This window comes from Microvirga thermotolerans, assembly GCF_009363855.1.
Taxonomy (GTDB): Bacteria; Pseudomonadota; Alphaproteobacteria; order Rhizobiales; family Beijerinckiaceae; genus Microvirga; species Microvirga thermotolerans.
Window position 1 is genome coordinate 605,525 of sequence record NZ_CP045423.1, and the last position, 25,971, is coordinate 631,495.

The window sequence follows — 25,971 nt, forward strand, 5'->3', positions numbered from 1 at the left end:
CTGCCGCATCGCAGGAAACGGGTCGCGCGTCGCGGCCGTCCGTGCCAACGAGAACCCGTGAGAGGATGGAGGAGGATGATGCGGACCGCGATTCGACCGACCATGGCGGCGTCGGACTGGGCGCTGCTGATTCTCCTTTCCGTCGTCTGGGGCGGCTCGTTCCTCTTCGTCGGCGTCGCCGTGAAGGAGCTGCCGCCCCTCACCATCGTCGCCTGCCGCGTCGTCCTGGCGGCGGCCGTGCTGCAACTCGTCCTGGCGGCCCTGGGGCTCAGGCTGCCGCACGACCGGAGAGCGTGGGGCGCTTTCCTCGGCATGGGGCTTCTCAACAACGCCATCCCCTTCACCCTCATCGTGTGGGGGCAGAGCCACATCGCCAGCGGGCTCGCCTCCATCCTCAACGCGACGACCCCCCTTTTCACGGTCGTCGTCGCGCATTTCCTCACGGCGGACGAGAAGCTGACCGGGCCGCGCCTGGCAGGAGTTGCCGGCGGCTTCTGCGGCGTTGCGGTCATGCTCGGGGCATCGGCCCTGGCAATCCGCGACGCAGGCGTGGCGGCGCAGGTCGCCGTCCTCGGCGCGGCCCTGTCCTATGCCTGCGCCGGAGTCTTCGGGCGCCGGTTCAGGGCCATGGGCATCCGGCCCCTGACCACGGCGGCGGGCCAGGTGACCGCCTCGAGCCTCGTCCTCCTGCCCCTCGCCCTTGCGGTGGATCGCCCCTGGACCCTGCCGGCGCCGAGCGGCGGCGCGCTGGTGTCCCTCGCCGGGCTCGCCCTGGTCTCGACCGCCTTCGCCTACATCCTCTTCTTCCGCCTTCTCGCCCGGGCCGGAGCCACGAATGCGGGCCTCGTCACCTTTCTCATCCCGGCCAGCGCCATTCTCTTCGGGGTCGTCGTCCTCGGGGAAAGGCTCGAAGCCCGGCACTTCGCGGGCATGGGCCTCATCGGCCTCGGGCTCGTCCTCATCGACGGGCGCCTCCTGCCCGGTCTGGGCAGGGGCCGTTCGGCGGCGGCCGTTTTCGTAAGACCCGGCAAGCCGGGCCGTTGAACCTGCATGGCAGGCATCCCATCTGCGGCAGTAGGGGCTTCGCCGGGAGCATGCTAAGGTCCGTTCGAGCCTGGGGGCGGAACCGCTCCGCAGGGTGGAGCGGCTTCCCGCCCGGGCAGCCCGGCTGCTTCGAGTTCTGCCGATGATGCGTCTTGTTCTGAGCCTGTCCGAGGACCCCGCCGTGACGGCGGTGGAGCGGGCGATCATGGAGTTCCGCAGCGCGCGCCCCGTCGTGATCGAGGGGGCGGACGCCCGTGCGCTCGCGCTTCCCATCGAGGATCTCGACGAGGCGATGGCGGAGCGCATCGAGGCCGTGGCTGCGGGCCATGCCCATCTCGTCCTGCCCCCCGCGCGGCTGCGCCGGCTCGGGCTGGACCGCGAGGCGACGGGGTCCGTCGCCCTCCCGTCCGTGGACCGGACGCGGATCGAGACGCTGGCGCTCAAGGTCGACGGGCGCATCGATGCCCCGGTCAGGCCTGCCGATCCGGTCGACGAGGAGGCCCTCGAACTCGCCCGCCTGGCGCTCCTCCTGCCCGCCGTCATCGTGGTGCCGCTGGGCGCCGGGGTGGAGATCGACCCCGTTCTGGTCCGGGTGGCCGGGGCGGACATCCGCCGGTACCGCCAGGCGAAGGCCGCCGATCTCAGGATCGTCAGCCGGGCGCCCGTGCCCCTCGACGGGGCTCCCGCCAGCGAGTTCGTGGTGTTTCGCGGCGGGGAGGGCCTGCGCGATCAGGTGGCCGTCATCGTCGGCGCGCCCGACCTGACCAAGCCCGTGACCGTCCGGCTCCATTCCGCCTGCCTGACGGGGGACCTGTTCGGCAGCCTCAAGTGCGATTGCGGCGACCAGCTGCGGGAGACCGTCCGCTTCATGGGGCAGAACGAAGGCGGCATCCTGCTCTACCTCGACCAGGAGGGGCGCGGGAACGGGATCGCCAACAAGATCCGCGCCTACAAGCTCCAGTCCCAGGGCTACGACACCTACGATGCGGACGAGGTCCTGGGCTTCGAGGCGGACCAGCGCCGCTTCGCCTTCGCGGCGGTCATGCTGAAGGCGCTCGGGGTCTCGGCGGTGCGGGTCCTGACCAACAACCCCGAGAAGATCGCCGCCCTGAAGCAGGCGGGCCTCACGGTCGTCTCGGACCACCGGGTCCTCGGCCGCCCGACCGCCGAGAACGTGCGCTATCTTGCCTCCAAGCGCGACCGCGCCGGGCATTACATCGATATCGAGGGGCTGCTGGCCTCCTCCTGCAAGGACTGACGGCCGGTCGCAGGGGGCCGGATTTCCCGCGCGTTTGCTCCCTTTGTCGATATTGCCCCGATCCCCGGCTGCCCTAACCTTGTTACGGGCGGAACGACCGCTGCGGCCTGACCGCCTCACCGTCATGCCGGCACGTAGCCGGTGCGTTCAGGGGAAACGCCCATGTGGAGCCAGGTCTACAATCCGTTCGGGAGCGCCGCGCTCTCGACGCTCGTCGCCGCCTTGCCCGTCGTCTGCCTTCTCGGGCTCATCGCCTTTGCGAAGATGCAGGCGCACTTCGCCGCCATCATCGCCCTCGTCGTGACGCTGCTCATCGCCATCCTCGGCTTCGGAATGCCGAGCGGCATGGCGTTCGAGGCCGCGGGTCTCGGGGCGCTCACCGGCCTCTTCCCGATCGGCTGGATCATCCTCAACGTCATCTTTCTCTACCGGCTCACGGTCGAGAACGGCTCCTTCAAGGTCCTTCAGGACTCGATTGCCGGAATCACCGCTGACCGGCGCCTCCAGCTCCTTCTGGTGGCCTTCGCCTTCGGCGCCTTCTTCGAGGGGGCTGCCGGCTTCGGCACGCCGGTGGCGGTGACGGGCGCGATCCTGATCGGCCTCGGCTTCTCGCCGCTCGCCGCCTCGGGTCTCTCGCTGATCGCCAACACCGCGCCCGTCGCCTACGGGGCCCTGGGCACGCCCATCGTCACCCTCGGCGCCGTGACGGGGCTCGACCCGGTCGCGCTCGGCGCCATGGCGGGGCGGCAGCTGCCGTTCTTCTCGCTGATCGTGCCGTTCTGGCTGATCTGGACCTTCGCCGGCTTCAGGGGGATGCTCCAGGTCTGGCCCGCGATCCTCGTCTGCGGCGCCACCTTCGCCGTGCCGCAGTTCCTGGTGTCGAACTATCACGGCCCCTGGCTGGTCGACGTGGTCGCCTCGCTGGTCTCGATGGCCTGCCTGTTCGGCTTCCTGAAGATCTGGCAGCCCGCCGAGATCTGGACGAACCCGGCCCTGCGCAGCGGCGAGACGGAGGCGACGCTCGCGAGCCGCCCCGCCTCCCTGGGCGCGGCGGCGACGGCGGAGCTCTCCGGAGCGCCGCGCTACAGCTCGGGCGAGGTGTTCAGGGCCTGGCTCCCGTGGATCATCCTCTGCATCGTGGTGTTCGTCTGGGGGACGCAGACCTTCAAGGACCTCGTCAATCCGCTCTATTTCCCGAAATGGACGTTCGAGGGCCTGCACAACATGGTGCAGAAGGTGCCGCCCGTGGTGCCCAAGCCCACGCCGGAGGCCGCCATCTACGGCTTCAACATCCTCACCATGACCGGCACCGGCATCCTGGTGGCGGCGCTGATCTCCGGCGTCGTGATGAAGTACTCGCCCCTGCGCCTCATCCGCGCCTATGGCGAGACCCTGTGGGTCGTGCGCTACTCGCTCATCACCATCGCCGCGATGCTCGCTCTCGGCACGCTCACCCGCTATTCCGGCGTCGATGCGACGCTCGGGCTCGCCTTCGCGCAGACGGGCTGGCTCTATCCGTTCTTCGCCGCTCTGCTCGGCTGGCTGGGCGTCGCGCTCACCGGATCCGACACCGCATCGAACGTGCTCTTCGGCAATCTGCAGAAGATCACGGCCGGTCAGCTCGGCCTGTCCGAGATCCTCATGTGCGCGTCGAATTCCACCGGCGGCGTCATGGGCAAGATGATCGACGCGCAGTCCATCGTCGTCGCCTCCACCGCGACCAACTGGTTCGGGCACGAGGGCGCGATCCTGCGCTTCGTCTTCTGGCACTCCATCGCCCTCGCATCCCTCGTGGGCGTGCTGGTGATGCTGCAGGCCTACGTCTACCCGTTCACGGCCATGGTCGTTCACTGACCCGAGGCCCGGACAGCAGAACGCCGCCGGCGATGCCGGCGGCGTTTCGTTTTTCCGGTTCCGCGGTTCAGCGGGCGGGCATGCCGGCTTCGACGATCTTGGCCCAGAGGGACACGCCGTAGGGGGCCGCCTCGTCGTCGAAATTGTAGGCCGGATGGTGCAGCCCCGCGGTGTCGCCGTTGCCGACGAAGATGTAGGCGCCCGGGCGCTGGTTCAGCATGAAGGAGAAATCCTCCGAGCCCATCATCGGCGGAACCGCCGCGTCGACCGCGCTCTCGCCCGCGATCTCCTTGGCCACGTTCACGACGAAGGAGGTCTTCTCCGGGTCGTTGACGGTGACGGGATAGCCGCGCCAGTAGGTCACCGTCGCCTTGGCGCCGAAGGCGGCGCAGACGCTGTCGACGATGGCGCGGATACGGCTCTCCGCAAGATCCTGCACTGCCGGGGAGAGGGTACGGACCGTGCCGAGAAGTTCCGCCGTCTGCGGAATGACGTTGAAGGTCTCGCCCGCCTTGATGGCGCAGACCGAGACCACCACCGATTCCAGCGGGTCGACGTTGCGCGCGGCGATGGACTGCAGCGCCGTCACCACGTGGCTCGCCACGAGGATCGTGTCGATGCCGTCGTGGGGCCGCGCCGCGTGGGCGCCCTTGCCCTCGATGGTGACGCTGAACCGGTCGGCCGCGGCCATGATCGGGCCGGGGCGGATCGCGAAGTGGCCGACGGGCAGGCCCGGCATGTTGTGCATGCCGTAGACCTCCTGCACGCCGAAGCGCTCCATGAGGCCGTCCTTCACCATGGCGTCCCCGCCGCCGCCGCCTTCCTCCGCGGGCTGGAAGATCATGACGGCGGTGCCGTCGAAATTGCGGGTCTCGGCGAGATACTTCGCCGCGCCGAGCAGCATGGCGGTGTGGCCGTCGTGCCCGCAGGCATGCATCTTGCCCGGCACCTTCGACTTGTAGGGAAGGTCGGTCGCCTCCTCGATCGGCAGCGCGTCCATGTCGGCGCGCAGGCCGATCACCTTGCCAGAGGCGTTGGTGCGGCCCCTGATGACGCCGACCACGCCCGTCCGGCCGATCCCCGTCACCACCTCGTCGCAGCCGAAGGCCCTCAGCTTATCGGCGACGATTCCCGCCGTGCGGTGCACGTCGAAGAGAAGTTCCGGGTTCTCGTGAAAATCCCTGCGCCACGTGGCGACTTCGTCGGCGAGATCGGCGATTCGGTTGATGATCGGCATGGAAGACTCTCGGTGAGGATGATCGGTTGCCAGCGAAGCAGAGGAGGGCCGATCTCGTCAATCGCCGATGTCGGTCGAAACGTCGCGCTCGTTCAGCGGGTGCGGTGAAGGACCGCCTTGGGCCGCTTCGTGCGGAACTGGCCGCGCTCGATGGCGACGAAGATCAGCACCACCACGACGAGAGCTGTGAACCACCAGACCTGGGCCGTGCCGATCCCGAAACAGCCGAACGCATAGGCCGTCGCGAAGGTCGCCATGATGCCGGGCTCCAGGATCGGGCGCTGCTCGCCGGACTTCATGGCACAGGCATATAGCATGATCGCGCCTGCCGCCGCGCCGACGAGGCCGAGTTCGTACCAGATCTCGAACAGCACCGTGTAGGGCGCATCCACCGGCAGCAGGCCGAAAAAGCGTCCGCGCAGCGCCGTCTCGAGGCCGTGGCCGGTAATCAGCCGGAGAGGATCGCCGCGCACCACGTTCCGCCACACCGCGAGGCTCGCCGCCGCGGGCGAGGCTGCGCCCGTGAAGGCGGCGGCAAGGGGCTTCAGCAGGAACGGCAGGAGCGGCGCGAGAAGCAGCAGGCCGGCCATGGCGAGGGCCGTGACGCGCGTCCCCACCCGTGTGCTGACGGCGGTGACGGCGAAGGCGACCGCCCCCACGGCGAGGCACTGGATAGGCAAGGGCTCCTCCGCGACGAGAGCGGCAAGGGCGACGACGACGGCCAGAAGCAGGGCTTCCAGGCTCCGTCCGCGGGAGTGGAGCCAGGCGACCGCGGGCCAGACCAGCAGGGCCAGGACGATCATGCCGCGCTCGAGGCTCTGCCCGTCCGGATCGAAGCCGAAATCGCCCCGAACGGCGATGAGCATGCCGAGTAACGCCGTGAGGCCCACGCCCACGGGCAGGAGGTAGAGGTTCGCCGAACGCATGCGGTCCGGCAGGGCCAGATAGCCGGCAAGGCCCAGAAGCGCCATGCCGGCGATGTTGAAGAGGCGCTCGGAGGCCTCCGCCGTGAAGGGCGTCCAGATCAGCGACAGGGTCGTCCAGGCCAGCAGGACGAGGCCTGCGAGGCCTGCCGGCGATGCAAGGATGGAGCGGAGCCTCTCCCCGGGAGCGCGGGTGCCGCCGTCGATGAGGGCGGCGAGCACGAGGAGGACGACCGCCAGGGGAGCGAGGACCACCACCGCGCGGCGGGTGAGGACCGCGGCGACGGGGATCGCGAAGAGAAGGAGCGCGAACCCGACCCGGCGCAGCATCGCGGCGGCGTCGGCGGATGGGTCGGCCGTAAGGCTGGGCGGACGGGCCATGTCAGGCTCGGCAATCGAAAGTTGAGTGACTTTGGAAGGCGAGCCTAGCGGAGCCCCGGGCCGAAAGCTGTAGGTGCCGTGCAACACCTGGCCGGGGTTTCTCCTGAACGGGCGTGACCTTTCGCAAGGGGCGACCGGGGCGTCTCCTCCGGTCAGCGCGCCTGCCCCCGGATGAAGTTGATGATGCCCGAGAAGTCGTCGCCCTCATGCCCCGCGTTGTTGAACAGGGCATAGAGCTGCGCCGCCTCGGCGCCGAGGGGCGTGGTCGCGCCGGAGGCGAGCGCGGCTTCCTGAGCGAGCCTGAGGTCCTTCAACATCAGCGCCGCCGCGAAGCCTGGCCTGTAACCGTTGTTGGCGGGCGAGGTCGGCACCGGGCCGGGCACCGGGCAGTAGGTGGTGAGCGACCAGCACTGGCCGGAGGAGGTGGAGGCCACGTCGAACAGGGCCTGATGCGAGAGTCCCAGCTTCTCGGCGAGCACGAAGGCCTCCGCGACCCCGATCATCGAGATGCCGAGGATCATGTTGTTGCAGATCTTGGCGGCCTGGCCCGCTCCCGCCTCGCCGCAATGGACGACCTTCTTGCCCATGCGGGAGAGAATCGGCTCGGCCCGTGCGAAGGCCTCCGCTGGGCCGCCCGCCATGAAGGTCAGGGTCGCCCCCTTGGCTCCGCCGACGCCGCCCGAGACCGGCGCGTCGAGGCTCAGGATGCTGCGCTCCTGCTCGCGGGCCATGGCATGCGCCCTGCGCGCGCTTTCCACGTCGACGGTGGAGCAGTCGATCAGCAGGGAGCCGTCCTTCACGGAGGGAAGGATGTCGGTCCAGACCGAGAGCACGTGCCTGCCCGCCGGCAGCATGGTGATCACGACCTCCGCGCCGCGCGCCGCATCGGCGGCGGAGCTGGCGACGCTCACGCCGTCCGCCCGCGCCTGGTCGCAGGAGGCGGGCGAGAGGTCGAAGCCGGTGACGGCGTGACCGGCCTTGACGAGATTGGCGGCCATCGGCCCGCCCATGTTGCCCAGGCCGATGAAGGCGATGTCGGTCATGGGGTTCCTCCCTCTGCGTTGGTGAGACCTGTTCTCATCGGGTGCGCCCGCCGGGCAGGATCGCCTCAGGATCGCCCGGGGGCATCGTTCAAACTACGGTATGAAACCGATCAGCGGTTCCCGCGCCCCACCAGATCGCGCGCCACGATGAGCCGCATGATCTCGTTGGTGCCCTCGAGGATCTGGTGGACGCGCAGGTCGCGCACGATCTTCTCGATCCCGTAATCCGCGAGGTAGCCGTAGCCGCCGTGGATCTGGAGAGCCTGGTTCGCGACCTCGAAGCCGGTATCGGTGGCGATGCGCTTGGCCATGGCGCAGAGCTTGGTGGCGTCGAGCGCCTTCGCGTCGAGGGCGGCGGCCGCCCGCCACAGGAAGGTGCGCGCCGCCTCCAGCTCGGTCGCCATGTCGGCGAACCTGAACTGGAGCGCCTGCATGTCGGCGATGCGCTTGCCGAAGGCCTTGCGGTCCTGGGCATAGGCGAGGGCCTTGTCGAGGGCGGCCTGCGCGCCGCCCAGCGAGCAGGCGCCGATGTTGAGGCGTCCGCCGTCGAGACCGGCCATGGCGATCTTGAAGCCCATGCCCTCGTCCGAGAGGCGGTTGGCCACCGGCACCCGCACGTCCTCGAAGATCACTGCGGCGGTGGGCTGGGCGTTCCAGCCCATCTTCTTCTCCTGGGCCCCGAAGGAGACGCCCGGCATGTCCTTCTCGATGACGAGGGTCGAGATGCCGGAGGCGCCCTCTTCCCCCGTGCGCACCATGGTCACGTAGATGTCGGAGGTGCCGGCGCCGGAGATGAACTGCTTGACGCCGTTGACGACGTAGTGGTCGCCGTCGCGCACGGCCTTCGTCTTCAGCGCCGCCGCGTCGGAGCCGGAGCCCGGCTCCGTGAGGCAGTAGCTCGCGATCAGCTCCATGGTGGCGAGGCGCGGAACGTAGCGCCGGCGCTGCTCGTCCGTGCCGTAGCGGTCGATCATCCACGTCGCCATGTTGTGGATCGAAAGAAAGGCCGCCACGGCGGGGCAGCCCGTGGCGAGGGCCTCGAAGATGAGAGCCGCGTCGAGGCGCGTCATGCCCGACCCGCCCACGTCGTCGCGGATATAGATCGCCGCCATGCCGAGCGCCGCCGCCTCGCGCATCGCGTCGACGGGAAAATGCTTCTTCTCGTCCCATTCGAGGGCATGGGGCGCAAGCCTCTCCGCCGCGAAGGCGAGGGCCATGTCGCGAATGGCGATCTGGTCGTCGGTGAGGGAGAACTGGGTCATGGTCCTAAATCGGCACGAGAGGGGCGCTCCGTGCACCCCGACTTTGGATCTAGAGACGAAATGGCCGGGACAAAGTCCCGGCCATCATGAGCATTTTCACTTCATCGTCGGAATGGAGAATTCCGCGCCTTCCTTGATGCCGGACGGCCAGCGGGACGTGACCGTCTTGGTCTTGGTGTAGAAGCGGATCGCATCCGGGCCGTGCTGGTTGAGGTCGCCGAAACCGGAGCGCTTCCAGCCGCCGAAGGTGTAGTAGGCCAGCGGCACCGGGATCGGCACGTTGATGCCGACCATGCCCACGTTGACCTTGGCGGCGAAGTCGCGGGCCGCGTCGCCGTCGCGGGTGTAGATCGCGACGCCGTTGCCGTATTCGTGCTCGGTCGGCAGGCGCAGTGCCTCGTCGTAGTTCCTGGCGCGCACCACGGAGAGGACCGGGCCGAAGATCTCCTCCTTGTAGATGCGCATGTCGGGGCGCACCTCGTCGAACAGGCAGCCGCCCATGTAGAAGCCGTTCTCGTAGCCCTGCATGGTGAAGTTGCGGCCGTCCACCACGAGCTTGGCGCCTTCCTGCACGCCGAGGTCCACGTAAGACCGCACCTTGTCCAGATGGGCCTTGGTGACGAGGGGGCCGAAGTCGGCGGAGGGATCGGTGGAGGGGCCGACCTTCAGGCTCTCGACCCGCGGGATCAGCTTGTCCATCAGCGCGTCGGCGGTGCTCTTGCCCACGGGCACCGCCACCGACACCGCCATGCAGCGCTCGCCGGCCGAGCCGTAGCCCGCGCCGATCAGCGCGTCCACCGCCTGGTCCAGGTCGGCGTCGGGCATGATGATCATGTGGTTCTTCGCGCCGCCGAAGCACTGGGCGCGCTTTCCGTTCGCCGCCGCACGGGCATAGACGTATTCCGCAATGGCGGAGGAGCCCACGAAGCCCACCGCCTTGATGTCGGGATCGTCCAGGATGCCGTCGACGGATTCCTTGTCGCCGTTGACCACGTTGAGGATGCCCGCCGGGAGGCCCGCTTCGATCATCAGCTCGGCGAGGCGCATGGGCACGCCGGGATCGCGCTCGGAGGGCTTGAGGATGAAGGCGTTGCCGCAGGCGATGGCCGGCGCCAGCTTCCAGAGCGGGATCATGGCCGGGAAGTTGAACGGGGTGATGCCGGCCACCACGCCGAGCGGCTGGCGGATGGAATACATGTCGATCCCGGGACCCGCCCCTTCGGTGTACTCGCCCTTCATCAGGTGCGGGATGCCGGTGCAGAACTCCGCGACTTCGACGCCGCGCTGGATGTCGCCCTTGGCGTCGGAAATGGTCTTGCCGTGCTCGCGGGCGAGCAGCTCGGCGAGGGCGTCGGTCTCCTTGGCGATCAGCTCGAGGAAGCGCATGAGCACGCGGGCGCGGCGCTGCGGGTTGGTCGCGGCCCAGGCCGGCTGCGCGGCCTTGGCGTTCTCCACGGCCTGGCGAAGCTCCTCCTTGGAGGCGAGGGCGACCTTGGCGATCACGTCCCCGGTCATCGGCTGGAAAACGTCCGCCGTGCGGCCGGACCTGCCGGGAACGTGCTTGCCGCCGATGAAATGTCCGATCTCGCGCATGGCGTCTGTCCTCCTTGGATGTTCTGACTTGGATGTTCTGAGCGCCGGGACTCTCTACCATTGTCAAATTCGCACGACTATGGGCGATAATGAAGGTGCGTTGTGCACAAACACCAACATGCGGCCCTTCCGATGAGCGCCTTCAACTGGGACGACCTGCGCTTCTTCCTCGCCGTCGCGCGGGCGGGCCGCCTCACGGCGGCCTCCCGCCAGCTCGAGGCGGATCATACCACCGTTTCCCGCCGCATCGCCGCGCTGGAAGGAGCGCTCAAGGCCAAGCTGTTCGAGCGCAGCCCCCAGGGCTATGCCCTTACCGAGCAGGGGGAGCGGCTGCTCGCCAAGGCCGAGAGCATGGAGAGCCAGGCGCTTGCCGTGGCGAGCGAGATCGGCGGCTCCGACTTCGCCCTGTCGGGCACGGTGCGGATCGGGGCGCCGGACGGCCTGGGCACTTACTTCCTCGCCCCCGAGCTCGGCCGTTTCGCGGAGCGGCATCCCGACCTCACCCTTCAGCTCGTGGCCCTGCCGCGCACCTTCTCCCTCTCGAAGCGCGAGGCCGACATCGCCATCACCCTCGAACGCCCGACGGAGGGCCGCCTGGTGTCCCGCAAGCTCACCGACTACCGGCTGAGCCTCTATGCCTCGGAAGACTACCTCGCCCGGAACGGCCCGGTGGCGGAGCTGGCCGATCTCGCCGGCAAGACCCTCGTCACCTATGTGCCGGATCTCCTCTACAGCCCGCTGCTCGACTATTTCTCGGGGCTGGAGAAGGTCACGGCCCGCCGGTTCGAATGCGCGAGCGTCGTGGCGCAGATGGAGGCGGTGCGGGCCGGGGCGGGGGTCGGGATCCTGCACGACTACGCCGTCGGGCGGTTCCCCGAGCTTCGCCGGATCCTGCCCGACATCGCCTATTCCCGCACCTACTGGCTCGTGACCCATGCCGAGGTGCGCAGCCTCCGGCGGGTCGAGGAGGTCCACGCCTTCATCCTGGCGCGGGTCAAGGCGAACCGCGGCCTTTTCGAAGGCGCTCCCGGGCTTCACGCCGCCCGCGAGACGGTCTAAGGCTGGGCCAACGAACCCATGGAGAACCCGATGCCCTCCAAGCTCGAACAGCTGCGCAGCATGACCGTCGTCGTCGCCGATACGGGCGATCTCGACGCCGTGCGCCGCCTCAAGCCGCAGGACTGCACCACCAACCCGACCCTTCTCCTCAAGGCGGTCGAGAACCCGGCCTATGCCGCCATCGTCGAGGAGGCCCTGGCCTGGGGACGGTCCCAGGGCGGCTCCCGCGAAGGCGCGGTCGCGGCGATCTGCGACCGTCTCGCCGTCGCCTTCGGCGCGGAACTCGCCCGCCTCGTGCCGGGCCGCGTCTCCACCGAGGTCGACGCGGACCTTTCCTTCGACACGGCGGCGACGGTCGAGAAGGCCCGCGCGATCGTCGGGGCCTACAAGGAGCGCGGCATCGGCCGCGAGCGCATCCTGATCAAGATCGCCTCCACCTGGGAGGGAATCCGGGCCGCGGAAATCCTCCAGAAGGAGGGCATCGACTGCAACCTGACCCTCCTGTTCAGCCAGGTCCAGGCGCAGGCCTGCGCGGAGGCGGGCGTCTTCCTCATCTCGCCCTTCGTCGGCCGCATCCTCGACTGGCACGTGAAGAACGGCGGCGGCCCCTATACCGGCGAGACCGATCCCGGCGTGCTCTCCGTGCGCCGCATCTACGAGTCCTACAAGGCGCAAGGCATCCCCACCGTCGTCATGGGCGCATCCTTCCGCAACATCGGCGAGATCGAGGCCCTGGCCGGCTGCGACCGGCTCACCATTTCGCCTGCCCTCCTCGACGAGCTGGCGAAGGCCGAGGGAGAGCTGCCGCGCAGGCTCTCGCCGGACGGCGTGGCCCGCATCCCGGCCCCGCAGCGCCTCGACGAGAAGAGCTTCCGCTTCGCCCTCAACGAGGATGCGATGGCGACCGAGAAGCTGGCCGAGGGCATCCGCTCCTTCGTGAAGGACCTGCGCTCCCTGCGCACGCTCGTGGCGAGGCGCCTGGACGAGGCGAAGGCGGCCTGAGCCATGGCGAGGGCCCTCGTCATCATCGATGTGCAGAACGGCATTCTGCCGGAAAAGGGGTCGGAGCGCTCCGCCGTCCGGCGGCGCTTCGACGAGGTCCGCGGCCGCATCGCCAGGCTGGTGGGAGAGGCGCGACGCGGGAACCTTCCCATCGTCTTCGTCCAGCATGACGGGGGGCCCGGGCACCGGCTGGAGACCGGCACCCCAGGATGGGAGATCTGCGGCGATCTCGGTCGGAGGGACGAGGATGTCGTCGTCAACAAGACGGCCTGCGATTCGTTCTATGAGACGAGGTTGCAGGACGTTCTGGCGAGCCACGGCGTGCGTCATCTCGTGGTCGGCGGCCTCATGACGCAATACTGCATCGACACCACCTGCCGGCGCGCCGTGAGCCTCGGCTACGACGTCACGCTCGTTGCGGACGGCCACACGACGGTCGATACGGACCGCCTCACCGTCGAGCAGATCGTCGATCATCACAATGCTCTGCTCGACGGCTTCGACGCCGGATCGGCCGCCATCGCCGTCGTCCCCGCAGGCGATATCCAGCTCAAGGCGGACGGGGAGGCCTTGTAAAGCCTCCCTGCCGCATGCCGTCAGCGGTTGTCGGGCCTGCTTCTCACCACGCTAAGCCCGAGCCGGGTGATGCGGTAGGGGCCGCCGTTCGTCGAGGCGACGAGGCCCTTGCTGCGCAGGCTCCTGAAGAGCTCCATCGTGCAGAGGGTGAGGAGCCATCCTTCGCGGGTGATGCATTCGACGTCCGAGAAGCGGCCGTTCTCATCCTTGTGAAGGCGGATGACACCGCCCTGAGCGAGCGCGTGGAGCACGCGCTGTCCATTGCGTGAAACGTTCACGGGAAGTCCTGAAGATTTTCATGGGGTCAGAGAGTGCGCGCACTTGCGCGTTCGGCTCGTTGAAAGCCGTCGCCCGCCTGTCCGTGGCGGGCCTTACCGGGACTCGGTCTCTCTGCGCATAAAAACTCCAGGCGGAATGCCGCGCTCATATAGGCGCGGCGCTCTTCGTCCGTCAACGCCTGGCGGATCGCGGCGCACGGATCAGGCGACGGCGAGCGTCAGGACAGGGCGCTCCCAGGTCACTTTGCCCGAAGGGGGCTTCGTCCCCGTCCTGACCGCCCCCATGCGCTCGTAGAAGCCTGCGGAGGGCGGGTGGGAGACGATGGTCACCGACGACAGGCCGTGCTCCGCCGCACTGCGCCGCATGTGGTCGAAGAGCGTCGCGCCGAGCCGCATGCCCTGGGCCGCATCGGCGACGAACATCAGGTCGAGTTCGGGCGTGCCGGACGTCACGAGGCTGTAGAAGCCGAGGATCCGCCCCTCCCGCTCCGCGACGACCATGTGATCGCGCAGAACCTGCTCCTCCGTCACCTCGTACCCGTCGAGGATGCGCCGGTACGCCCCGCCATAGGCGCCGGATTCCTGCATGAGGGCATTGATGGCAGAAAGATCCGCCGCGCATGCGCGGCGGAGTCTCAAAGGGGAACGACCGGCCATGGCGCGGACGGCGTCAGGCCCGGCTCGCCAGGGCCTTCTCGCGAATCTGCGAGAGCGACATGGCGGGCGTGATCGCCTCCGGATCGAGGATGCAGTGCAGGATGGCGGGCTTGCTCGAGGTCAGCGCCCGCTGGAGGGCGGGGCCGAATTCCTCGGTCGTCTCGACCCGCTCGCCGTAGCCGCCGAAGGCTTTGGCATAGGCGGCGAAATCCGGGTTCTTCAGCATCGTCGCCGAGACGCGGCCGGGATATTCGCGCTCCTGGTGCATGCGGATCGTGCCGTACATGCCGTTGTCGACGAGTATCACGAGGATCGGCAGGTCGTACTGAACGGCGGTCGCGAATTCCTGGCCGTTCATGAGGAAGTCGCCGTCGCCGGCGAAGACCACGACGGGGCTGCCGGGCTGCACCCGCTTGGCCCCGACCGCCGCCGGCACCCCATAGCCCATGGAGCCGGAGGTGGGCGCGAGCTGCGTGCCGTAGTGGCGGAACGGCCAGAAGCGGTGGACCCAGGTGGCGAAGTTGCCGGCTCCGTTGCAGAAGATGGTGTCCGCGGGAAGCGCTTCGCGCAGGTGGGCCATCACCTCGCCCATCTGCAGGCTGCCGGGATGGCGGATCTTCGACGGGTCGCTCCAGGAGAGATAGGCCGCATGGGCCGCTTCGGTCCCTTCGCTCCAGCGGATGGAGGCGGGCGCCTTCAGGCCGGTCAGGGCCGAGACGAAGGCCTTGGGCGAGGCGTTGATCGCCAGGTGCGGGCTGTAGACGCGTCCGAGCTCGCTCGGATCGGGATGGATGTGGACGAGCTTCTGCCGCGGCGCGGGAATGTCGAGCAGAGTGTAGGACTGGCTCGGAATCTCGGAGAGCCGCCCGCCCACCAGCAGGATCAGGTCCGCGTCCCTGATGCGCTCCAGGAGCTTCGGATTGACCCCGAGGCCGAGGTCGCCCGCGTAGGAGGGGTGATCGGCGGGAAAGAGCATCTGGCGCCGGAAGGTGCAGGCCACCGGCAGGCGGAAGTCGGCGGCGAAGCGGGCGAAGCCGTCCACCGCTTCCTTCGACCAGCGGCTGCCGCCGACGAGGGCCATGGGCCGCTCGGCCTCCTCGAGGAGCGCGGCGAGCTGCGCCATCTGGTCCGGGGCCGGGTGGCTTTCGATCACCGTGTAGCGCGGCGCGTCCGCGACGGCGGCGGTCTCCGTGAGCACGTCCTCCGGCAGGGCGATCACCACCGGGCCGGGCCGGCCGGAGGTCGCGACGTGAAAGGCGCGGGACACGATCTCCGGAAACCGCGCCGGGTCGTCGATCTCGGTCGCCCATTTCACCATGGCGCCGAAGGCGGCGCGGTAGTCGAGCTCCTGAAAGGCCTCGCGCTCGCGCATGCCCCGCTCGATCTGGCCGACGAACAGGATCATCGGCGTCGAGTCCTGCCTGGCGATGTGCAGGCCGGGCGAGGCGTTGGTGGCGCCGGGGCCGCGGGTGACGAAGCAGATGCCGGGGCGCCCGGTGAGCTTGCCGTAGGCCTCCGCCATCATCGCGGCGCCGCCTTCCTGCCGGCAGACCGTCACGGCGATGTCCGCATCGTGCAGGGCGTCGAGCGCGGCGAGATAGCTCTCCCCCGGCACACAGAAGATGTGATCGACCCCGTGGACGAGGAGCTGATCGACAAGGATCTGGCCGCCGGTGCGGGAGGGCGCTGTCATGGAAGGCTCGCGATGGGAGAGAGGAAGAGGAGAAGAATCGAGGACAGCCGGGGCGGGCTGATCCGCCCCGGCCGGAAGGGGCCGCCTCAGGCGTCCACGTCGAACTTCACGCCCTGGGCGAGCGGAAGGGTCCTGCCGTAGTTGATCGTGTTGGTGGCGCGGCGCATGTAGGCCTTCCAGGCGTCGGATCCCGCCTCGCGGCCTCCGCCCGTTTCCTTCTCGCCGCCGAACGCGCCGCCGATCTCGGCGCCGGAGGGGCCGATGTTCACGTTGGCGATGCCGCAATCGGAGCCGACCGCCGAGATGAAGGTTTCGGCCTCGCGCATGTCGAGGGTGAAGATGGAGGAGGAGAGGCCCGCGCCCACCGCGTTGTGCTGTGCGATGACGTCCTCGAAGTCCGTATAGCGCATCACGTACAGGATCGGCGCGAAGGTTTCCCGCAGCACGGGGCCCTTCTGCTCCGGCATCTCGACCAGGGCAGGCCGCGCATAGAAGCCGTTGGCGCATTCCCCGTCCGTGTAGCGGCCGCCGCCGTGCACGACGCCGCCCGCGGCGCGGGCCTCGTCCAGGGCGCGCTCCATTCCGTCGAACGCCGCCTTGTCGATCAGCGGGCCGACGAGAACGCCCTCGCGGCGGGGATCGCCGATCGTCACGCTCGAATAGACCTTCTTCAGGCGCGGCACGAGCCGGTCATAGACGCTCTCGTGCACGAAGAGGCGGCGCAGGGTGGTGCAGCGCTGGCCCGCCGTGCCCATGGCCGCGAAGGCGATGCCGCGCAGGGCGAGGTCGAGGTCGGCGGAGGGAGCGACGATGGCGGCGTTGTTGCCGCCGAGCTCCAGGATCGCCCGCGCGAAGCGCGCCGCGAGCTTCGGGCCGACCTGGCGGCCCATGGCGGTCGAGCCGGTGGCCGAGACGACCGGGACCCGATGGTCGTCGACGAGGATCTCGCCGATCTCGCGGCCGCCGAGCAGCACTTCCAGGAGGCCCTCCGGAACGCCGCCGAAACGCTTGGCGGCGCGCTCGACGATGGCCTTGGTGGCGAGCGCGGTGAGGAGCGTCTTCTCGGAGGGCTTCCACACGACGGAGTCGCCGCAGACGAAGGCGAGCGCCGCGTTCCAGGACCAGACCGCCACGGGGAAGTTGAAGGCGGAGATCACGCCGCAGACGCCCAGCGGGTGCCAGGTCTCCATCATGCGGTGGTCGGCGCGCTCGGTGGCGATGGTGAGGCCGTAGAGCTGGCGCGAGAGGCCGACCGCGAAGTCGCAGATGTCGATCATTTCCTGCACTTCGCCCAGGCCCTCGGAGGTGACCTTGCCCGCTTCCAGTGTCACCAGGCGGCCGAGGTCGTCCTTGGCGGCGCGCAGCTCCTCGCCGATCAGGCGCACGAACTCGCCGCGCTTCGGAGCCGGGATCCGGCGCCAGACCTTGAAGGCGGCGTCGGCCCGGGCGATCGCGGCCTTCGCCTCCTCCGGCGTCGTCTCGCGCACATGGGCGACGGTCTCGCCCGAGATCGGCGAAAGGGCGGGGCGGCCCGAGGGAGCGAAGACGCTGTCCGGGACGCCGAGGCGCTTCAGGATGGCACGGGCCTCCTCGGCAACGGGGGCCGGAGCGGCGGGAACAGACTTGAGGGCGGCTTGATCGCGCGCGGACATCTTCGATCTCCCATGGGACGGGTGTCGGGCCCGAATGGAGCCCGCCGCCGTCGCTCGTTCTTGAACAGGTTCGACGGCGGCCTTCGTGCCACCGTCTTAAAGCATGATCGGGCAGGGTGGGAACCGCTTTTCCCGAATAGGTTCATGCCGTTTCGGAAATAGGTTCGGGGTCATCCCGCCCTGGGAGGGGCGGGACGGTGATGTTTCCCGGTCATCAAGCGACCGCGGCGAGGGACGCCTTGCCGCCGGCATGGTCCTCGACCGTCCCGAGGCGCTCGCCCGCATAGACCCGCCCGAAGCGGTTCGCGAGGAAGGTGTCGAGGTCGACCTCTTCCTGCTTGCGGAAGCCGCGCTTCTCGATCTTGCCGGCGACCAGGAGGTCCAGCATGGCGCAGATGCCGGCGGCGGTGGTGACCTGGATGGCCGTGCGCGGCTTGCCGGCGACGGTCTGGCCGTAGATGCTGCGGGCGTAGGTCTCCTGCACGTGACGGCCGTTGCGCTCGCCGGTCACGGTCACGAAGACGATGACCATGTCCTGCATGGTCGAGGGGACGGCCTGCTCCAGGATGTCCTTGAGGACCTCGCGGCGGTTGCGCAGCTGCAGGTCGTTCAGGAGCACCCGCATCAGGGCGCAGTGGCCAGGATAACGGATGGTCTTGTAGTTGAGGGTGCGGACCTTGCCGCCGAGGGTCTCGCACAGGGTGCCGAGGCCGCCCGAGGTGTTGAACGCCTCGTAGCGGGTGCCGTCGAGGGAGAACTCCTCGAGCTCCTCCATGGCCGGGACCTCCCGGAGCTGGCCGTCGACGATGGCCTCGCAGCGCTCGATGTACTCGTTGATGACGCCGTCCGTGCTCCAGGTCAGGTTGTAGGAGAGGGCGTTCGAGGGATATTGCGGCAGGGCGCCCACGCGCAGCCGCACCGTGTCGAGCTTGTCGAAGCGGCTCGCGATGTCGTGGGCGACGATGGAGATGAAGCCCGGGGCGAGGCCGCACTGGGGAATGAAGGCGGTCTCCGCGCCCTCGGCCAGCTCCTTGACCATGCGGGTGGTGGCGACGTCCTCGGTCAGGTCGAAATAGTTGACGCCCGCGAGCCGCGCGGCCTGGGCCACATGGCCGGTCAGGTGGTAGGGCGCGGCGCTGAGCACCGCATAGTGGCCCTTGAGCGCCGACTGCAGGGCGACCGCGTCGCTGAAGTCGAGCTGGATCGTCCTGATGCCGTCCCTGGCCACGGTGGCAAGCGCGGCCGCGGAGACATCCGCAACGGTGACGGCGTAGTCGCCCGTCTCGTGAAGCATGTCGGCAATGGTGGAGCCGATCTTGCCGGCGCCGATGACGAGGATGGAATGCATGGCCTGACCTCCGAAGTTGTTTCAGGCAGAAAAAGGCATGGGCCTGCAGAACGCCATAGACAGGACGACGAGAAGCCGAATAGTTTACGGCGAAACGACGTAGCTATTGGTCATTATGTCAATGGATGCCATCGACAGCGCCCTGATCGCCCTCCTGCGCGAGAACGCGCGGATCGGGCATGCGGAGGCGGCCCGGCGCCTCAACCTGTCCCGCACCACGGTCCAGGCGCGGGTGGAGAGCCTGGAGCGGCGCGGCATCATCGTCGGCTACACGGTTCGCCTGGCCGAGGAGGTGAGCCGGCGCATGGTGCGGGCCCACGTCACCATCGTGGTCGCCCCGAAGGCCTCCGCCAGCGTCGTCGCGGCCCTGCAACGCATGAAGGAATTGCGCGCCCTGCATTCCGTGGCCGGTGTATTCGATCTCCTGGCGGTGGTAGAGGCTGAGGACGTTCCCTCCCTCGACACGGCCATCGACCGGATCGGCGCGATCGAGGGTGTCGAGCGCACGCAGTCCTCCATCATCCTCTCAACGAAATTCGAACGATGACCTCACCTGCCGAAAACACTGCCGATGTCGTGATCGTCGGGGGCGCCGTCATGGGCTCCTCGACCGCCTTCCATCTGCTTTCCGATCCCGGCTTCAGGGGGCGTGTCGTCGTCGTCGAGAAGGACCCGACCTACAGGCTCTCCGCGTCGGCCCTCTCCGCAGCCTCCATCCGCCAGCAGTATTCCAGCGCGGTGAACATCCGCATCTCCCTTTACGGGATCGAGTTCCTCCGCAGCCTCGGCGAGCGGCTGGCCGTGGACGGGGAGCGGCCCGAGATCGACCTTAAGGAGGGCGGCTATCTCTATTGCGCCACGGAAGCGGGCGCGCCGGTCCTCGAGGAGAACCACGCCCTGCAGACCGCCGAGGGCGCCGACATCCTGCTGATGGAACCGGACGGGCTGAAGGCCCGGTTCCCCTGGCTCAACGTGGAGGATCTCGCCCTCGGCAGCTGGGGCCGCACGGGCGAGGGCTGGTTCGACGGATGGGGCCTCCTGCAGGCTTTCCGCAAGAAGGCCCGCTCCCTCGGAGCGGAGTTCGTCAAGGGCGAGGTGGCGGAGGTGGAGCGGGAGGGCCGCCGCATCGTCGCCGTGCGGCTGGCCGACGGCACGCGCATCGCCTGCGGCGCCCTGGTCAACTGCGCCGGATCGGGCGGGCGGGCGCTTGCCGAGAAGGCGGGCGTCGCGATTCCCGTCCAGGCGAAGCGCCGCTACGTGTTTACGTTCACCTGCCGCGACAGGATCGAGAACTGCCCGCTGCTGATCGACACCTCGGGCGCCTATGTCCGTCCCGAGGGGGAGGGGTTCATCTGCGGCGCCTCGCCGGAGGCCGACCGCGATCCCGACTGGTTCGACGAGGACCCCGCTTCGCAGGAGATCGACTTCTCCTTCTTCGAGGAGTTCATCTGGCCCGCGCTCGCCCACCGGGTCCCGGCCTTCGAGGCAATCAAGCCCGGCCGCGCCTGGGCGGGGCCCTACGACATGTCCCTGCTCGACCACAACGCCATCATCGGCCGGGCGGGCGATATGGAGAATTTCTATCTCTGCAACGGCTTTTCCGGGCACGGCCTGCAGCAGGCCCCGGCGGTCGGGCGCGGGCTCGCGGAGCTGATCGTCCACGGCGGCTATCGCACCCTCGACCTCTCCGAGCTCGGTTACGAGCGCGTCCTGGCAAACCGCCCCCTTCTCGAACGGAACGTCATCTGACGTTCCGCCGGAGCGTCGATCAGGAGGTCTCCTGCGCCCGGTAGATCCGGACCGGGCCGCGTCAGGCGATGTCCCGGCGCAGCGCGCCGGTGCCGGGGCGTTCTTCCCGATCCCGGGAGCCGGAGGTCGGCAGCGTGCTGCCGCCGCCGAGCCGGGCGTCCTCCGTCCTGAGGTCGGAGGTTCCGGGATCGTCGCCGCCGGTCATCGTCCCCATGCCGGGCAGGGCGGCGGTGTTCGTCTGGCCCTCCGCCATGCCGCCCGTCAGGCCTGCGCCGAGCGGCGAGGCGAGCGGTGCCGACCGGTCTCCGCTCCCGCCCGTGCCGGGGGAGCCGTCCTCGTTCGGCTCGACGGGGGAGAACATTTCCAGGATGCGAACGGCCTCCTCCTCGTCCGCGCCGACCTGGGCGGCGACGAGGGTGCTGCCCCGCCGCACCGCTTGCGAGAAGCGGCGCAGATCTTCCTCCGGAAGGGGGAGCTCCCTCAGGTCGGGAATGCCGTCCGCGCCGATGGACAGGGTTCGGAAGCCCGAGATCGACGAGACTTCGCGGCCCTCGGGAATGCCGGCGACGACGATCCGCGTCGGCGCCATTCCCATTTCCAGGAGAGCCTGCAGGGCCCGGTGCGCGTCGCCGGCATTCTCGTAGAGGGCGGTGACCAGATGGGGCATGGAACGCTTTCCGTTGCGAGACAGTCTGTCCAACGAATACCGGCCCCCGCCGTTCCGCCGTGGGCATTAAGCCTGACAGAAGAAAGGGCTTCCATTTTGAAGCCGGCTATGCTTGTCATGTTTTTGTCATAAAGCCGTCATCCCACCTTCGCGTCGGGGTGATGAACGACAATAACATCCCTGGCGGGATGGAAAGGGAGAGATCGGTTATGAAGCATAAATCGTTCCTCGCCGCGCTGGCCATCGGCCTTGCGACGAGCACCTCGGCTTTCGCGCAGACGGAGATCCAGTGGTGGCACGCCATGACGGGTGCCAACAACGACGTGGTGAACCGTCTCGCCGAAGAGTTCAACAACTCTCAGAAGGACTACAAGGTCGTCGTCAGCTACAAGGGCCAGTACGCCGACACCATGAATGCCGGCATCGCCGCCTTCCGCGCCGGCAACGCTCCCCACATCCTGCAGGTGTTCGAGGTCGGCACCGCCACGATGATGGCGGCGAAGGGCGCGATCAAGCCGGTCTACCAGCTCATGGCCGAGGCGGGCGAGAAGTTCGATCCCAAGGCCTATCTCCCGACGATCACCGGTTACTATTCGACCGCGAAGGGCGAGATGCTGTCCTTCCCCTTCAACTCCTCCTCGATGGTCATGTGGATCAACAAGGACGAGCTGAAGAAGGCGGGCGTCAACGAGATTCCGAAGACCTGGCCCGACGTGTTCGAGGCGGCGAAGAAGCTCAAGGCCGCCGGGCACAACACCTGCGGGTTCAGCTCCGCCTGGATCACCTGGGCGATGATCGAGCAGTTCTCGGCCTGGCACAACGTTCCGCTGGCGACGAAGGCCAACGGCCTCGACGGCTTCGACACCGAGCTGAAGTTCAACTCGCCCCTGCACGTGAAGCATCTGCAGAACCTGATCGATCTGCAGAAGGACAAGACCTTCGACTATTCCGGCCGCGACAGCCGCTCCGAGGGCCGCTTCACGTCGGGCGAGTGCGCGATCTTCCTGACCTCCTCAGGCTTCTACGGCAACGTGAAGGCGAACGCGAAGTTCGACTACACGTCTGTCCCGATGCCTTATTATCCCGACGTGAAGGACGCTCCGCAGAACTCCATCATCGGCGGCGCGTCGCTGTGGGTCATGGGCGGCAAGACGCCGGAAGAGTACAAGGGCGTCGCCAAGTTCCTCGCCTTCCTCTCCGACACCGACCGTCAGGCGAAGCTGCACCAGGAGTCGGGCTATCTCCCGATCACGAAGGCCGCCTACGAGAAGACCAAGGCGTCCGGCTTCTATGAGAAGAACCCCGTCCTGCAGACGCCGCTGATCGAGCTGACCAACAAGGAGCCGACGGAGAACTCCCGCGGCCTGCGTCTCGGCAACATGGTCCAGATGCGCGACATCTGGGCGGAGGAGATCGAGGCCGCGCTCGCCGGCCAGAAGTCGGCCAAGGACGCCCTCGATGCGGCCGTGACGCGCGGCAACCAGATCCTGCGCCAGTTCGAGCGGACCGTCAGCCGCTAAGCCTTTCGATTGAACCCGATCGTCCCGGGCGGCGGCACGCCGCCCGGGACGATCTTATGAATCGACCGCGACCCAGGGATGTCCCCTGCTCGCCACCGGATGCCCGAGCGCGATGGAAAAACGAGCCTTCTTCTCCAGCAAGATCCTGCCCTATGCGCTGCTTCTTCCGCAGCTCGCGATCACGGTCATCTTCTTCTATCTGCCTGCCAGCCAGGCCGTCTGGCAGTCCTTCCTGCTCGAGGATGCCTTCGGCCTCTCGAGCGAGTTCGTCGGGTTCGAGAACTATCGCCTGCTCTTCCAGCAGCCCGAGTACTACCGGGCCATGGTGACGACGCTGGTGTTCTCCTCCTCCGTCGCGATCCTGTCCCTCTCCTGCGCCCTGCTCCTCGCGACCCAGGCCGACAAGCAGCTGCGCGGAGGCGAGGGCTACAAGACCCTTCTCATCTGGCCCTACGCGGTCGCTCCGGCCATCGCGGGCGTCCTGTGGATCTTCATGTTCCATCCAACCCTGGGCACCCTGTCCCGCCCCATCAAGGCCATGGGCATCGACTGGAGCCCGATGCTCAACGCGAAGCATGCCATGATCCTCCTGGTGCTCTCGGCCACCTGGAAACAGATCAGCTACAACTTCCTGTTCTTCCTCGCCGGGCTGCAGGCGATTCCGAAGAGCGTGATCGAGGCTGCGGCCATCGACGGATCGGGGCCCGTCCGGCGGTTCTGGACCATCGTGTTCCCGCTCCTCTCGCCCACGACCTTCTTCCTCATCGTGGTGAACATCGTCTACGTCTTCTTCGACACGTTCGGCATCATCGATGCCGTGACCGGCGGCGGCCCGGCCGGCCAGACGACCACCCTCGTCTACAAGGTCTATGCGGACGGCCGTCTCGGCGGCGATCTCGGCGGCTCGGCGGCGCAATCGGTGATCCTCATGATCATCGTGATCGCGCTCACCGCCGTCCAATTCCGTTATGTCGAGCGTAAGGTGCAATACTGATGGTCGAGAACAGACGCTACCGCAATCTCCTGGCCTATCTCGTCCTGACCGTCGGCGTCGTCATCGTCGCCTTCCCGGTCTATCTGGCGATCCTGGCCTCGACCTTCGATGCGGCAACCATCATCAACGGCAACATGCCGCTCGTCCCGGGCGACCAGGCCGCGGAGAACTACTACCGGACGATCTTCGTCGGAGCCTCGCGCACGTCGCGCGAGCCGGTGGGCCTCATGATGATGAATTCCTTCATCATGGCGATCGGGATCGCGGTCGGCAAAATCGTGATCTCGATCCTGTCCGCCTTCGCGGTGGTATACTTCCGCTTCCCGCTGCGGATGACGGCGTTCTGGGTGATCTTCATCACCCTCATGCTGCCGGTGGAGGTCCGCATCTACCCGACCTACAAGATCGTCGCCGATCTCGGGCTGCTGGACACCTATACGGGCCTCATCCTTCCGCTCATCGCCTCCGCGACGGGCACGCTGCTGTTCCGGCAGTTCTTCATGACCATCCCGGACGAGCTTCTGGAGGCGTCCAAGATCGACGGCGCCGGTCCGTTCCGGTTCTTCAAGGACACTCTTCTTCCGCTGTCCCTGACGACGATCGCGGCGCTGTTCGTCATCCAGTTCATCTACGGCTGGAACCAGTATCTCTGGCCGCTGCTGATCACCACGAAGAGCTCGATGCAGACCATCGTGATCGGCATCAAGAAGATGATCACGACCCAGGATGCGCTGACCGAGTGGCAGATCGCGATGACGACGGCCGTTCTGGCCATGGTGCCCCCCGTGCTGGTGGTGGTCTTCATGCAGCGCCTCTTCGTGAAGGGCCTCGTGGAGACGGAGAAATAAGCAACAGGGCCGGAGCGCCGGTCTCCCTCCCCGGAGGCGGCGCAGGGTCTGACGACGGATGCATCTCGGGTCCGGCAGGGCGCGAGTCGATTTGAAGGAATGAGACGATGGCAGGCGTAACGCTCGATACGGTGCGGAAGATCTATGCAGGCAATGTCGAGGCCGTGAAGGGCGTTTCCCTCGGCATCGAGGACGGCTCCTTCTGCGTGCTGGTCGGTCCCTCGGGCTGCGGCAAATCCACGCTTCTGCGCATGATCGCCGGCCTCGAGACGATCTCCGGCGGTACCGTCAAGATCGGCGACCGGGTGGTGAACGAGATCGAGCCTGCCGACCGCGACATCGCCATGGTGTTCCAGAATTACGCGCTCTATCCGCACATGAGCGTCTACGACAACATGGCCTATGGCCTGAAGAACCGCGGCACGCCCAAGCCCGAGATCGACAAGCGCGTGAAGGAGGCTGCGCGCATCCTCGCCATCGAGCCGTTTCTCGAGCGCAAGCCCCGCCAGCTGTCGGGCGGGCAGCGCCAGCGCGTCGCCATGGGTCGCGCCATCGTGCGCAAGCCGCAGGTCTTCCTGTTCGACGAGCCGCTCTCCAACCTCGACGCCAAGCTGCGCGTGCAGATGCGCGTCGAGATCAAGCGCCTCCAGCGGGCGCTCGGCGTGACGTCCATCTATGTGACCCACGACCAGGTCGAGGCCATGACCCTCTCCGACAAGCTCGTGGTGATGAGCGGCGGCCAGATCGAGCAGGTCGGCACGCCCGCCGAGGTCTATCGCCGCCCCGAGACCCGCTTCGTGGCGACCTTCATCGGGTCTCCGCCCATGAACATTCTCCCGGGCAAGGTCGAGGGCCCGGGCCGCGTCTCCGTCGGCGGCCAGACCATCGCCGTCGCCGATATGCGGGAAGGACTGACGCCGGGCAGCGCCATCGAGGTCGGCCTGCGTCCGGAGGACGTGCAGGCGGGCGCCGCCGGGTCGAGCACCCTGTCCATGGATGTCGATTTCGTCGAGGAGCTCGGCGCGACCCAGCTCTTCCACGGCAAGGTTGCCGGAGCCGAGTTCGTGGTCCAGGCCTCCACCGGGCAGATCCCCGCCGATGCGGGCCGCCTGACCCTGTCCATCGACCCTGCCAACGTCCATCTCTTCGATCCGCAGACCACGAAGCGCCTCGGCCGCGTCTGACGGTTTCAGGCTTCCATCCCCTCAAGGCAGGTAAACCGGGTCGAGGCCTCGTCCTCTGCAGGGCCCGCCGGTCGCCCGGCGGGCTTTCGGCGCTCCGGTTCCTGTTGCGCCCGGCGGACGGCATCGCTATCCCTCGAAGAAACGCGAGG

General features: G+C 68.0%; 23 protein-coding genes. 12 read left to right on the forward strand and 11 right to left on the reverse strand.

The features are described 5' to 3' along the window. Nucleotides 1-75 precede the first annotated feature (75 nt). The 3 genes from GDR74_RS02865 to GDR74_RS02875 all read left to right on the forward strand — a co-directional run bounded on the left by GDR74_RS02865 (nt 76) and on the right by GDR74_RS02875 (nt 4,156). Nucleotides 76-1,044, forward strand: a complete 969-nt coding sequence (locus GDR74_RS02865) for a DMT family transporter (RefSeq protein WP_152584890.1) — start codon at nt 76-78, stop codon at nt 1,042-1,044. 145 nt (nt 1,045-1,189) lie between these two features. Next, nucleotides 1,190-2,302 carry a GTP cyclohydrolase II RibA gene (ribA, locus tag GDR74_RS02870; RefSeq protein WP_152587632.1) on the forward strand — a complete coding sequence of 371 codons (1,113 nt, stop codon included), beginning with the start codon at nt 1,190-1,192 and terminating at the stop codon, nt 2,300-2,302. 162 nt (nt 2,303-2,464) lie between these two features. Further along, complete coding sequence (locus GDR74_RS02875) at nt 2,465-4,156, forward strand: L-lactate permease (protein ID WP_152584891.1); 1,692 nt, start codon at nt 2,465-2,467, stop codon at nt 4,154-4,156. A gap of 67 nt (nt 4,157-4,223) precedes the next feature. On the opposite strand, the gene GDR74_RS02880 is transcribed toward GDR74_RS02875, so the two are convergent. From GDR74_RS02880 to GDR74_RS02900, 5 genes are all read right to left on the reverse strand, one after another. Beyond that, nucleotides 4,224-5,393 (reverse strand): M20 aminoacylase family protein, encoded by a 1,170-nt coding sequence (locus GDR74_RS02880; protein WP_152584892.1) that lies wholly within the window; start codon nt 5,391-5,393, stop codon nt 4,224-4,226. Nucleotides 5,394-5,485: 92 nt separating this feature from the next. Beyond that, a complete protein-coding gene (locus tag GDR74_RS02885; protein ID WP_152584893.1) occupies nt 5,486-6,697 on the reverse strand; it encodes a peptide ABC transporter permease in 1,212 nt (403 codons plus the stop codon). Between the two features lie 152 nt (nt 6,698-6,849). Further along, nucleotides 6,850-7,740 carry a 3-hydroxyisobutyrate dehydrogenase gene (gene mmsB / locus GDR74_RS02890; RefSeq protein ID WP_152584894.1) on the reverse strand — a complete coding sequence of 297 codons (891 nt, stop codon included), beginning with the start codon at nt 7,738-7,740 and terminating at the stop codon, nt 6,850-6,852. A gap of 110 nt (nt 7,741-7,850) precedes the next feature. Beyond that, on the reverse strand, nt 7,851-9,002 hold the full coding sequence (locus GDR74_RS02895; protein ID WP_152584895.1) for an isobutyryl-CoA dehydrogenase: 1,152 nt from the start codon (nt 9,000-9,002) through the stop codon (nt 7,851-7,853). A 96-nt stretch (nt 9,003-9,098) separates the two neighbouring features. Then, nucleotides 9,099-10,595 (reverse strand): CoA-acylating methylmalonate-semialdehyde dehydrogenase, encoded by a 1,497-nt coding sequence (locus GDR74_RS02900; RefSeq protein ID WP_152584896.1) that lies wholly within the window; start codon nt 10,593-10,595, stop codon nt 9,099-9,101. A 132-nt stretch (nt 10,596-10,727) separates the two neighbouring features. On the opposite strand from GDR74_RS02900, the gene GDR74_RS02905 reads away from it, so the two are divergent. From GDR74_RS02905 to GDR74_RS02915, 3 genes are read left to right on the forward strand one after another with little or no spacing between them, the layout of a single operon-like run. After that, complete coding sequence (locus tag GDR74_RS02905) at nt 10,728-11,654, forward strand: LysR family transcriptional regulator (RefSeq protein WP_152584897.1); 927 nt, start codon at nt 10,728-10,730, stop codon at nt 11,652-11,654. A 30-nt stretch (nt 11,655-11,684) separates the two neighbouring features. Continuing rightward, nucleotides 11,685-12,656, forward strand: coding sequence for a transaldolase (tal, locus tag GDR74_RS02910; protein WP_152584898.1), 972 nt, complete (start codon nt 11,685-11,687; stop codon nt 12,654-12,656). A gap of 3 nt (nt 12,657-12,659) precedes the next feature. Continuing rightward, nucleotides 12,660-13,232 (forward strand): cysteine hydrolase family protein, encoded by a 573-nt coding sequence (locus GDR74_RS02915; RefSeq protein ID WP_152584899.1) that lies wholly within the window; start codon nt 12,660-12,662, stop codon nt 13,230-13,232. 20 nt (nt 13,233-13,252) lie between these two features. Here GDR74_RS02915 and GDR74_RS02920 read toward each other — a convergent pair whose 3' ends face one another. The 5 genes from GDR74_RS02920 to GDR74_RS02940 form a co-directional block, all read right to left on the reverse strand. Further along, complete coding sequence (locus tag GDR74_RS02920) at nt 13,253-13,510, reverse strand: YjhX family toxin (RefSeq protein ID WP_152584900.1); 258 nt, start codon at nt 13,508-13,510, stop codon at nt 13,253-13,255. 201 nt (nt 13,511-13,711) lie between these two features. Next, nucleotides 13,712-14,098 carry a GNAT family N-acetyltransferase gene (locus tag GDR74_RS02925; protein ID WP_152584901.1) on the reverse strand — a complete coding sequence of 129 codons (387 nt, stop codon included), beginning with the start codon at nt 14,096-14,098 and terminating at the stop codon, nt 13,712-13,714. An 82-nt stretch (nt 14,099-14,180) separates the two neighbouring features. Next, on the reverse strand, nt 14,181-15,860 hold the full coding sequence (locus GDR74_RS02930; RefSeq protein ID WP_152584902.1) for a thiamine pyrophosphate-binding protein: 1,680 nt from the start codon (nt 15,858-15,860) through the stop codon (nt 14,181-14,183). Nucleotides 15,861-15,946: 86 nt separating this feature from the next. Next, nucleotides 15,947-17,512: an L-piperidine-6-carboxylate dehydrogenase gene (gene amaB, locus GDR74_RS02935; RefSeq protein WP_152584903.1), complete on the reverse strand. Its 1,566-nt coding sequence runs from the start codon at nt 17,510-17,512 to the stop codon at nt 15,947-15,949. Nucleotides 17,513-17,726: 214 nt separating this feature from the next. Continuing rightward, nucleotides 17,727-18,860, reverse strand: a complete 1,134-nt coding sequence (locus GDR74_RS02940) for a saccharopine dehydrogenase family protein (protein ID WP_152584904.1) — start codon at nt 18,858-18,860, stop codon at nt 17,727-17,729. A gap of 115 nt (nt 18,861-18,975) precedes the next feature. Between GDR74_RS02940 and GDR74_RS02945 the strand changes: the two genes are divergently transcribed. Together GDR74_RS02945 and GDR74_RS02950 are read left to right on the forward strand one after the other, a co-directional pair. After that, nucleotides 18,976-19,407, forward strand: coding sequence for an Lrp/AsnC family transcriptional regulator (locus tag GDR74_RS02945; RefSeq protein WP_152584905.1), 432 nt, complete (start codon nt 18,976-18,978; stop codon nt 19,405-19,407). Beyond that, nucleotides 19,404-20,609, forward strand: coding sequence for an NAD(P)/FAD-dependent oxidoreductase (locus GDR74_RS02950; RefSeq protein ID WP_152584906.1), 1,206 nt, complete (start codon nt 19,404-19,406; stop codon nt 20,607-20,609). Before GDR74_RS02945 ends, GDR74_RS02950 begins: the two co-directional genes overlap by 4 nt. Nucleotides 20,610-20,670: 61 nt before the next feature. On the opposite strand, the gene GDR74_RS02955 is transcribed toward GDR74_RS02950, so the two are convergent. Next, nucleotides 20,671-21,276: a hypothetical protein gene (locus GDR74_RS02955; protein ID WP_152584907.1), complete on the reverse strand. Its 606-nt coding sequence runs from the start codon at nt 21,274-21,276 to the stop codon at nt 20,671-20,673. A gap of 209 nt (nt 21,277-21,485) precedes the next feature. On the opposite strand from GDR74_RS02955, the gene ugpB reads away from it, so the two are divergent. From ugpB to GDR74_RS02975, 4 genes are all read left to right on the forward strand, one after another. After that, nucleotides 21,486-22,796 carry a sn-glycerol-3-phosphate ABC transporter substrate-binding protein UgpB gene (ugpB, locus tag GDR74_RS02960; protein WP_152584908.1) on the forward strand — a complete coding sequence of 437 codons (1,311 nt, stop codon included), beginning with the start codon at nt 21,486-21,488 and terminating at the stop codon, nt 22,794-22,796. A gap of 112 nt (nt 22,797-22,908) precedes the next feature. Next, nucleotides 22,909-23,790 carry a sn-glycerol-3-phosphate ABC transporter permease UgpA gene (gene ugpA, locus GDR74_RS02965; RefSeq protein ID WP_152584909.1) on the forward strand — a complete coding sequence of 294 codons (882 nt, stop codon included), beginning with the start codon at nt 22,909-22,911 and terminating at the stop codon, nt 23,788-23,790. Further along, the gene (gene ugpE, locus GDR74_RS02970) at nt 23,790-24,638 is read left to right on the forward strand and encodes a sn-glycerol-3-phosphate ABC transporter permease UgpE (protein WP_152584910.1); all 849 of its coding nucleotides are present in this window, start codon (nt 23,790-23,792) and stop codon (nt 24,636-24,638) included. The genes ugpA and ugpE overlap by 1 nt, the downstream gene beginning before the upstream one ends. 107 nt (nt 24,639-24,745) lie before the next feature. Beyond that, nucleotides 24,746-25,822, forward strand: a complete 1,077-nt coding sequence (locus GDR74_RS02975; protein ID WP_152584911.1) for a sn-glycerol-3-phosphate import ATP-binding protein UgpC — start codon at nt 24,746-24,748, stop codon at nt 25,820-25,822. The last annotated feature ends 149 nt before the right edge of the window (nt 25,823-25,971 follow it).

Bases quoted from the DNA above. Each gene is read 5' to 3' on its own strand.
- GDR74_RS02905 (WP_152584897.1), top strand. From the start codon at position 10,728: ATGAGCGCCTTCAACTGGGACGACCTGCGCTTCTTCCTCGCCGTCGCG.
- GDR74_RS02925 (WP_152584901.1), bottom strand. From the start codon at position 14,098: ATGCAGGAATCCGGCGCCTATGGCGGGGCGTACCGGCGCATCCTCGAC.
- GDR74_RS02880 (WP_152584892.1), bottom strand. From the start codon at position 5,393: ATGCCGATCATCAACCGAATCGCCGATCTCGCCGACGAAGTCGCCACG.
- GDR74_RS02930 (WP_152584902.1), bottom strand. From the start codon at position 15,860: ATGACAGCGCCCTCCCGCACCGGCGGCCAGATCCTTGTCGATCAGCTC.
- GDR74_RS02945 (WP_152584905.1), top strand. From the start codon at position 18,976: ATGTCAATGGATGCCATCGACAGCGCCCTGATCGCCCTCCTGCGCGAG.
- GDR74_RS02875 (WP_152584891.1), top strand. From the start codon at position 2,465: ATGTGGAGCCAGGTCTACAATCCGTTCGGGAGCGCCGCGCTCTCGACG.
- amaB (WP_152584903.1), bottom strand. From the start codon at position 17,512: ATGTCCGCGCGCGATCAAGCCGCCCTCAAGTCTGTTCCCGCCGCTCCG.
- GDR74_RS02955 (WP_152584907.1), bottom strand. From the start codon at position 21,276: ATGCCCCATCTGGTCACCGCCCTCTACGAGAATGCCGGCGACGCGCAC.
- GDR74_RS02895 (WP_152584895.1), bottom strand. From the start codon at position 9,002: ATGACCCAGTTCTCCCTCACCGACGACCAGATCGCCATTCGCGACATG.
- ribA (WP_152587632.1), top strand. From the start codon at position 1,190: ATGCGTCTTGTTCTGAGCCTGTCCGAGGACCCCGCCGTGACGGCGGTG.
- GDR74_RS02885 (WP_152584893.1), bottom strand. From the start codon at position 6,697: ATGGCCCGTCCGCCCAGCCTTACGGCCGACCCATCCGCCGACGCCGCC.
- GDR74_RS02940 (WP_152584904.1), bottom strand. From the start codon at position 18,860: ATGCATTCCATCCTCGTCATCGGCGCCGGCAAGATCGGCTCCACCATT.
- GDR74_RS02865 (WP_152584890.1), top strand. From the start codon at position 76: ATGATGCGGACCGCGATTCGACCGACCATGGCGGCGTCGGACTGGGCG.
- tal (WP_152584898.1), top strand. From the start codon at position 11,685: ATGCCCTCCAAGCTCGAACAGCTGCGCAGCATGACCGTCGTCGTCGCC.
- GDR74_RS02975 (WP_152584911.1), top strand. From the start codon at position 24,746: ATGGCAGGCGTAACGCTCGATACGGTGCGGAAGATCTATGCAGGCAAT.
- ugpA (WP_152584909.1), top strand. From the start codon at position 22,909: ATGGAAAAACGAGCCTTCTTCTCCAGCAAGATCCTGCCCTATGCGCTG.
- mmsB (WP_152584894.1), bottom strand. From the start codon at position 7,740: ATGACCGACATCGCCTTCATCGGCCTGGGCAACATGGGCGGGCCGATG.
- ugpE (WP_152584910.1), top strand. From the start codon at position 23,790: ATGGTCGAGAACAGACGCTACCGCAATCTCCTGGCCTATCTCGTCCTG.
- ugpB (WP_152584908.1), top strand. From the start codon at position 21,486: ATGAAGCATAAATCGTTCCTCGCCGCGCTGGCCATCGGCCTTGCGACG.
- GDR74_RS02900 (WP_152584896.1), bottom strand. From the start codon at position 10,595: ATGCGCGAGATCGGACATTTCATCGGCGGCAAGCACGTTCCCGGCAGG.
- GDR74_RS02915 (WP_152584899.1), top strand. From the start codon at position 12,660: ATGGCGAGGGCCCTCGTCATCATCGATGTGCAGAACGGCATTCTGCCG.
- GDR74_RS02950 (WP_152584906.1), top strand. From the start codon at position 19,404: ATGACCTCACCTGCCGAAAACACTGCCGATGTCGTGATCGTCGGGGGC.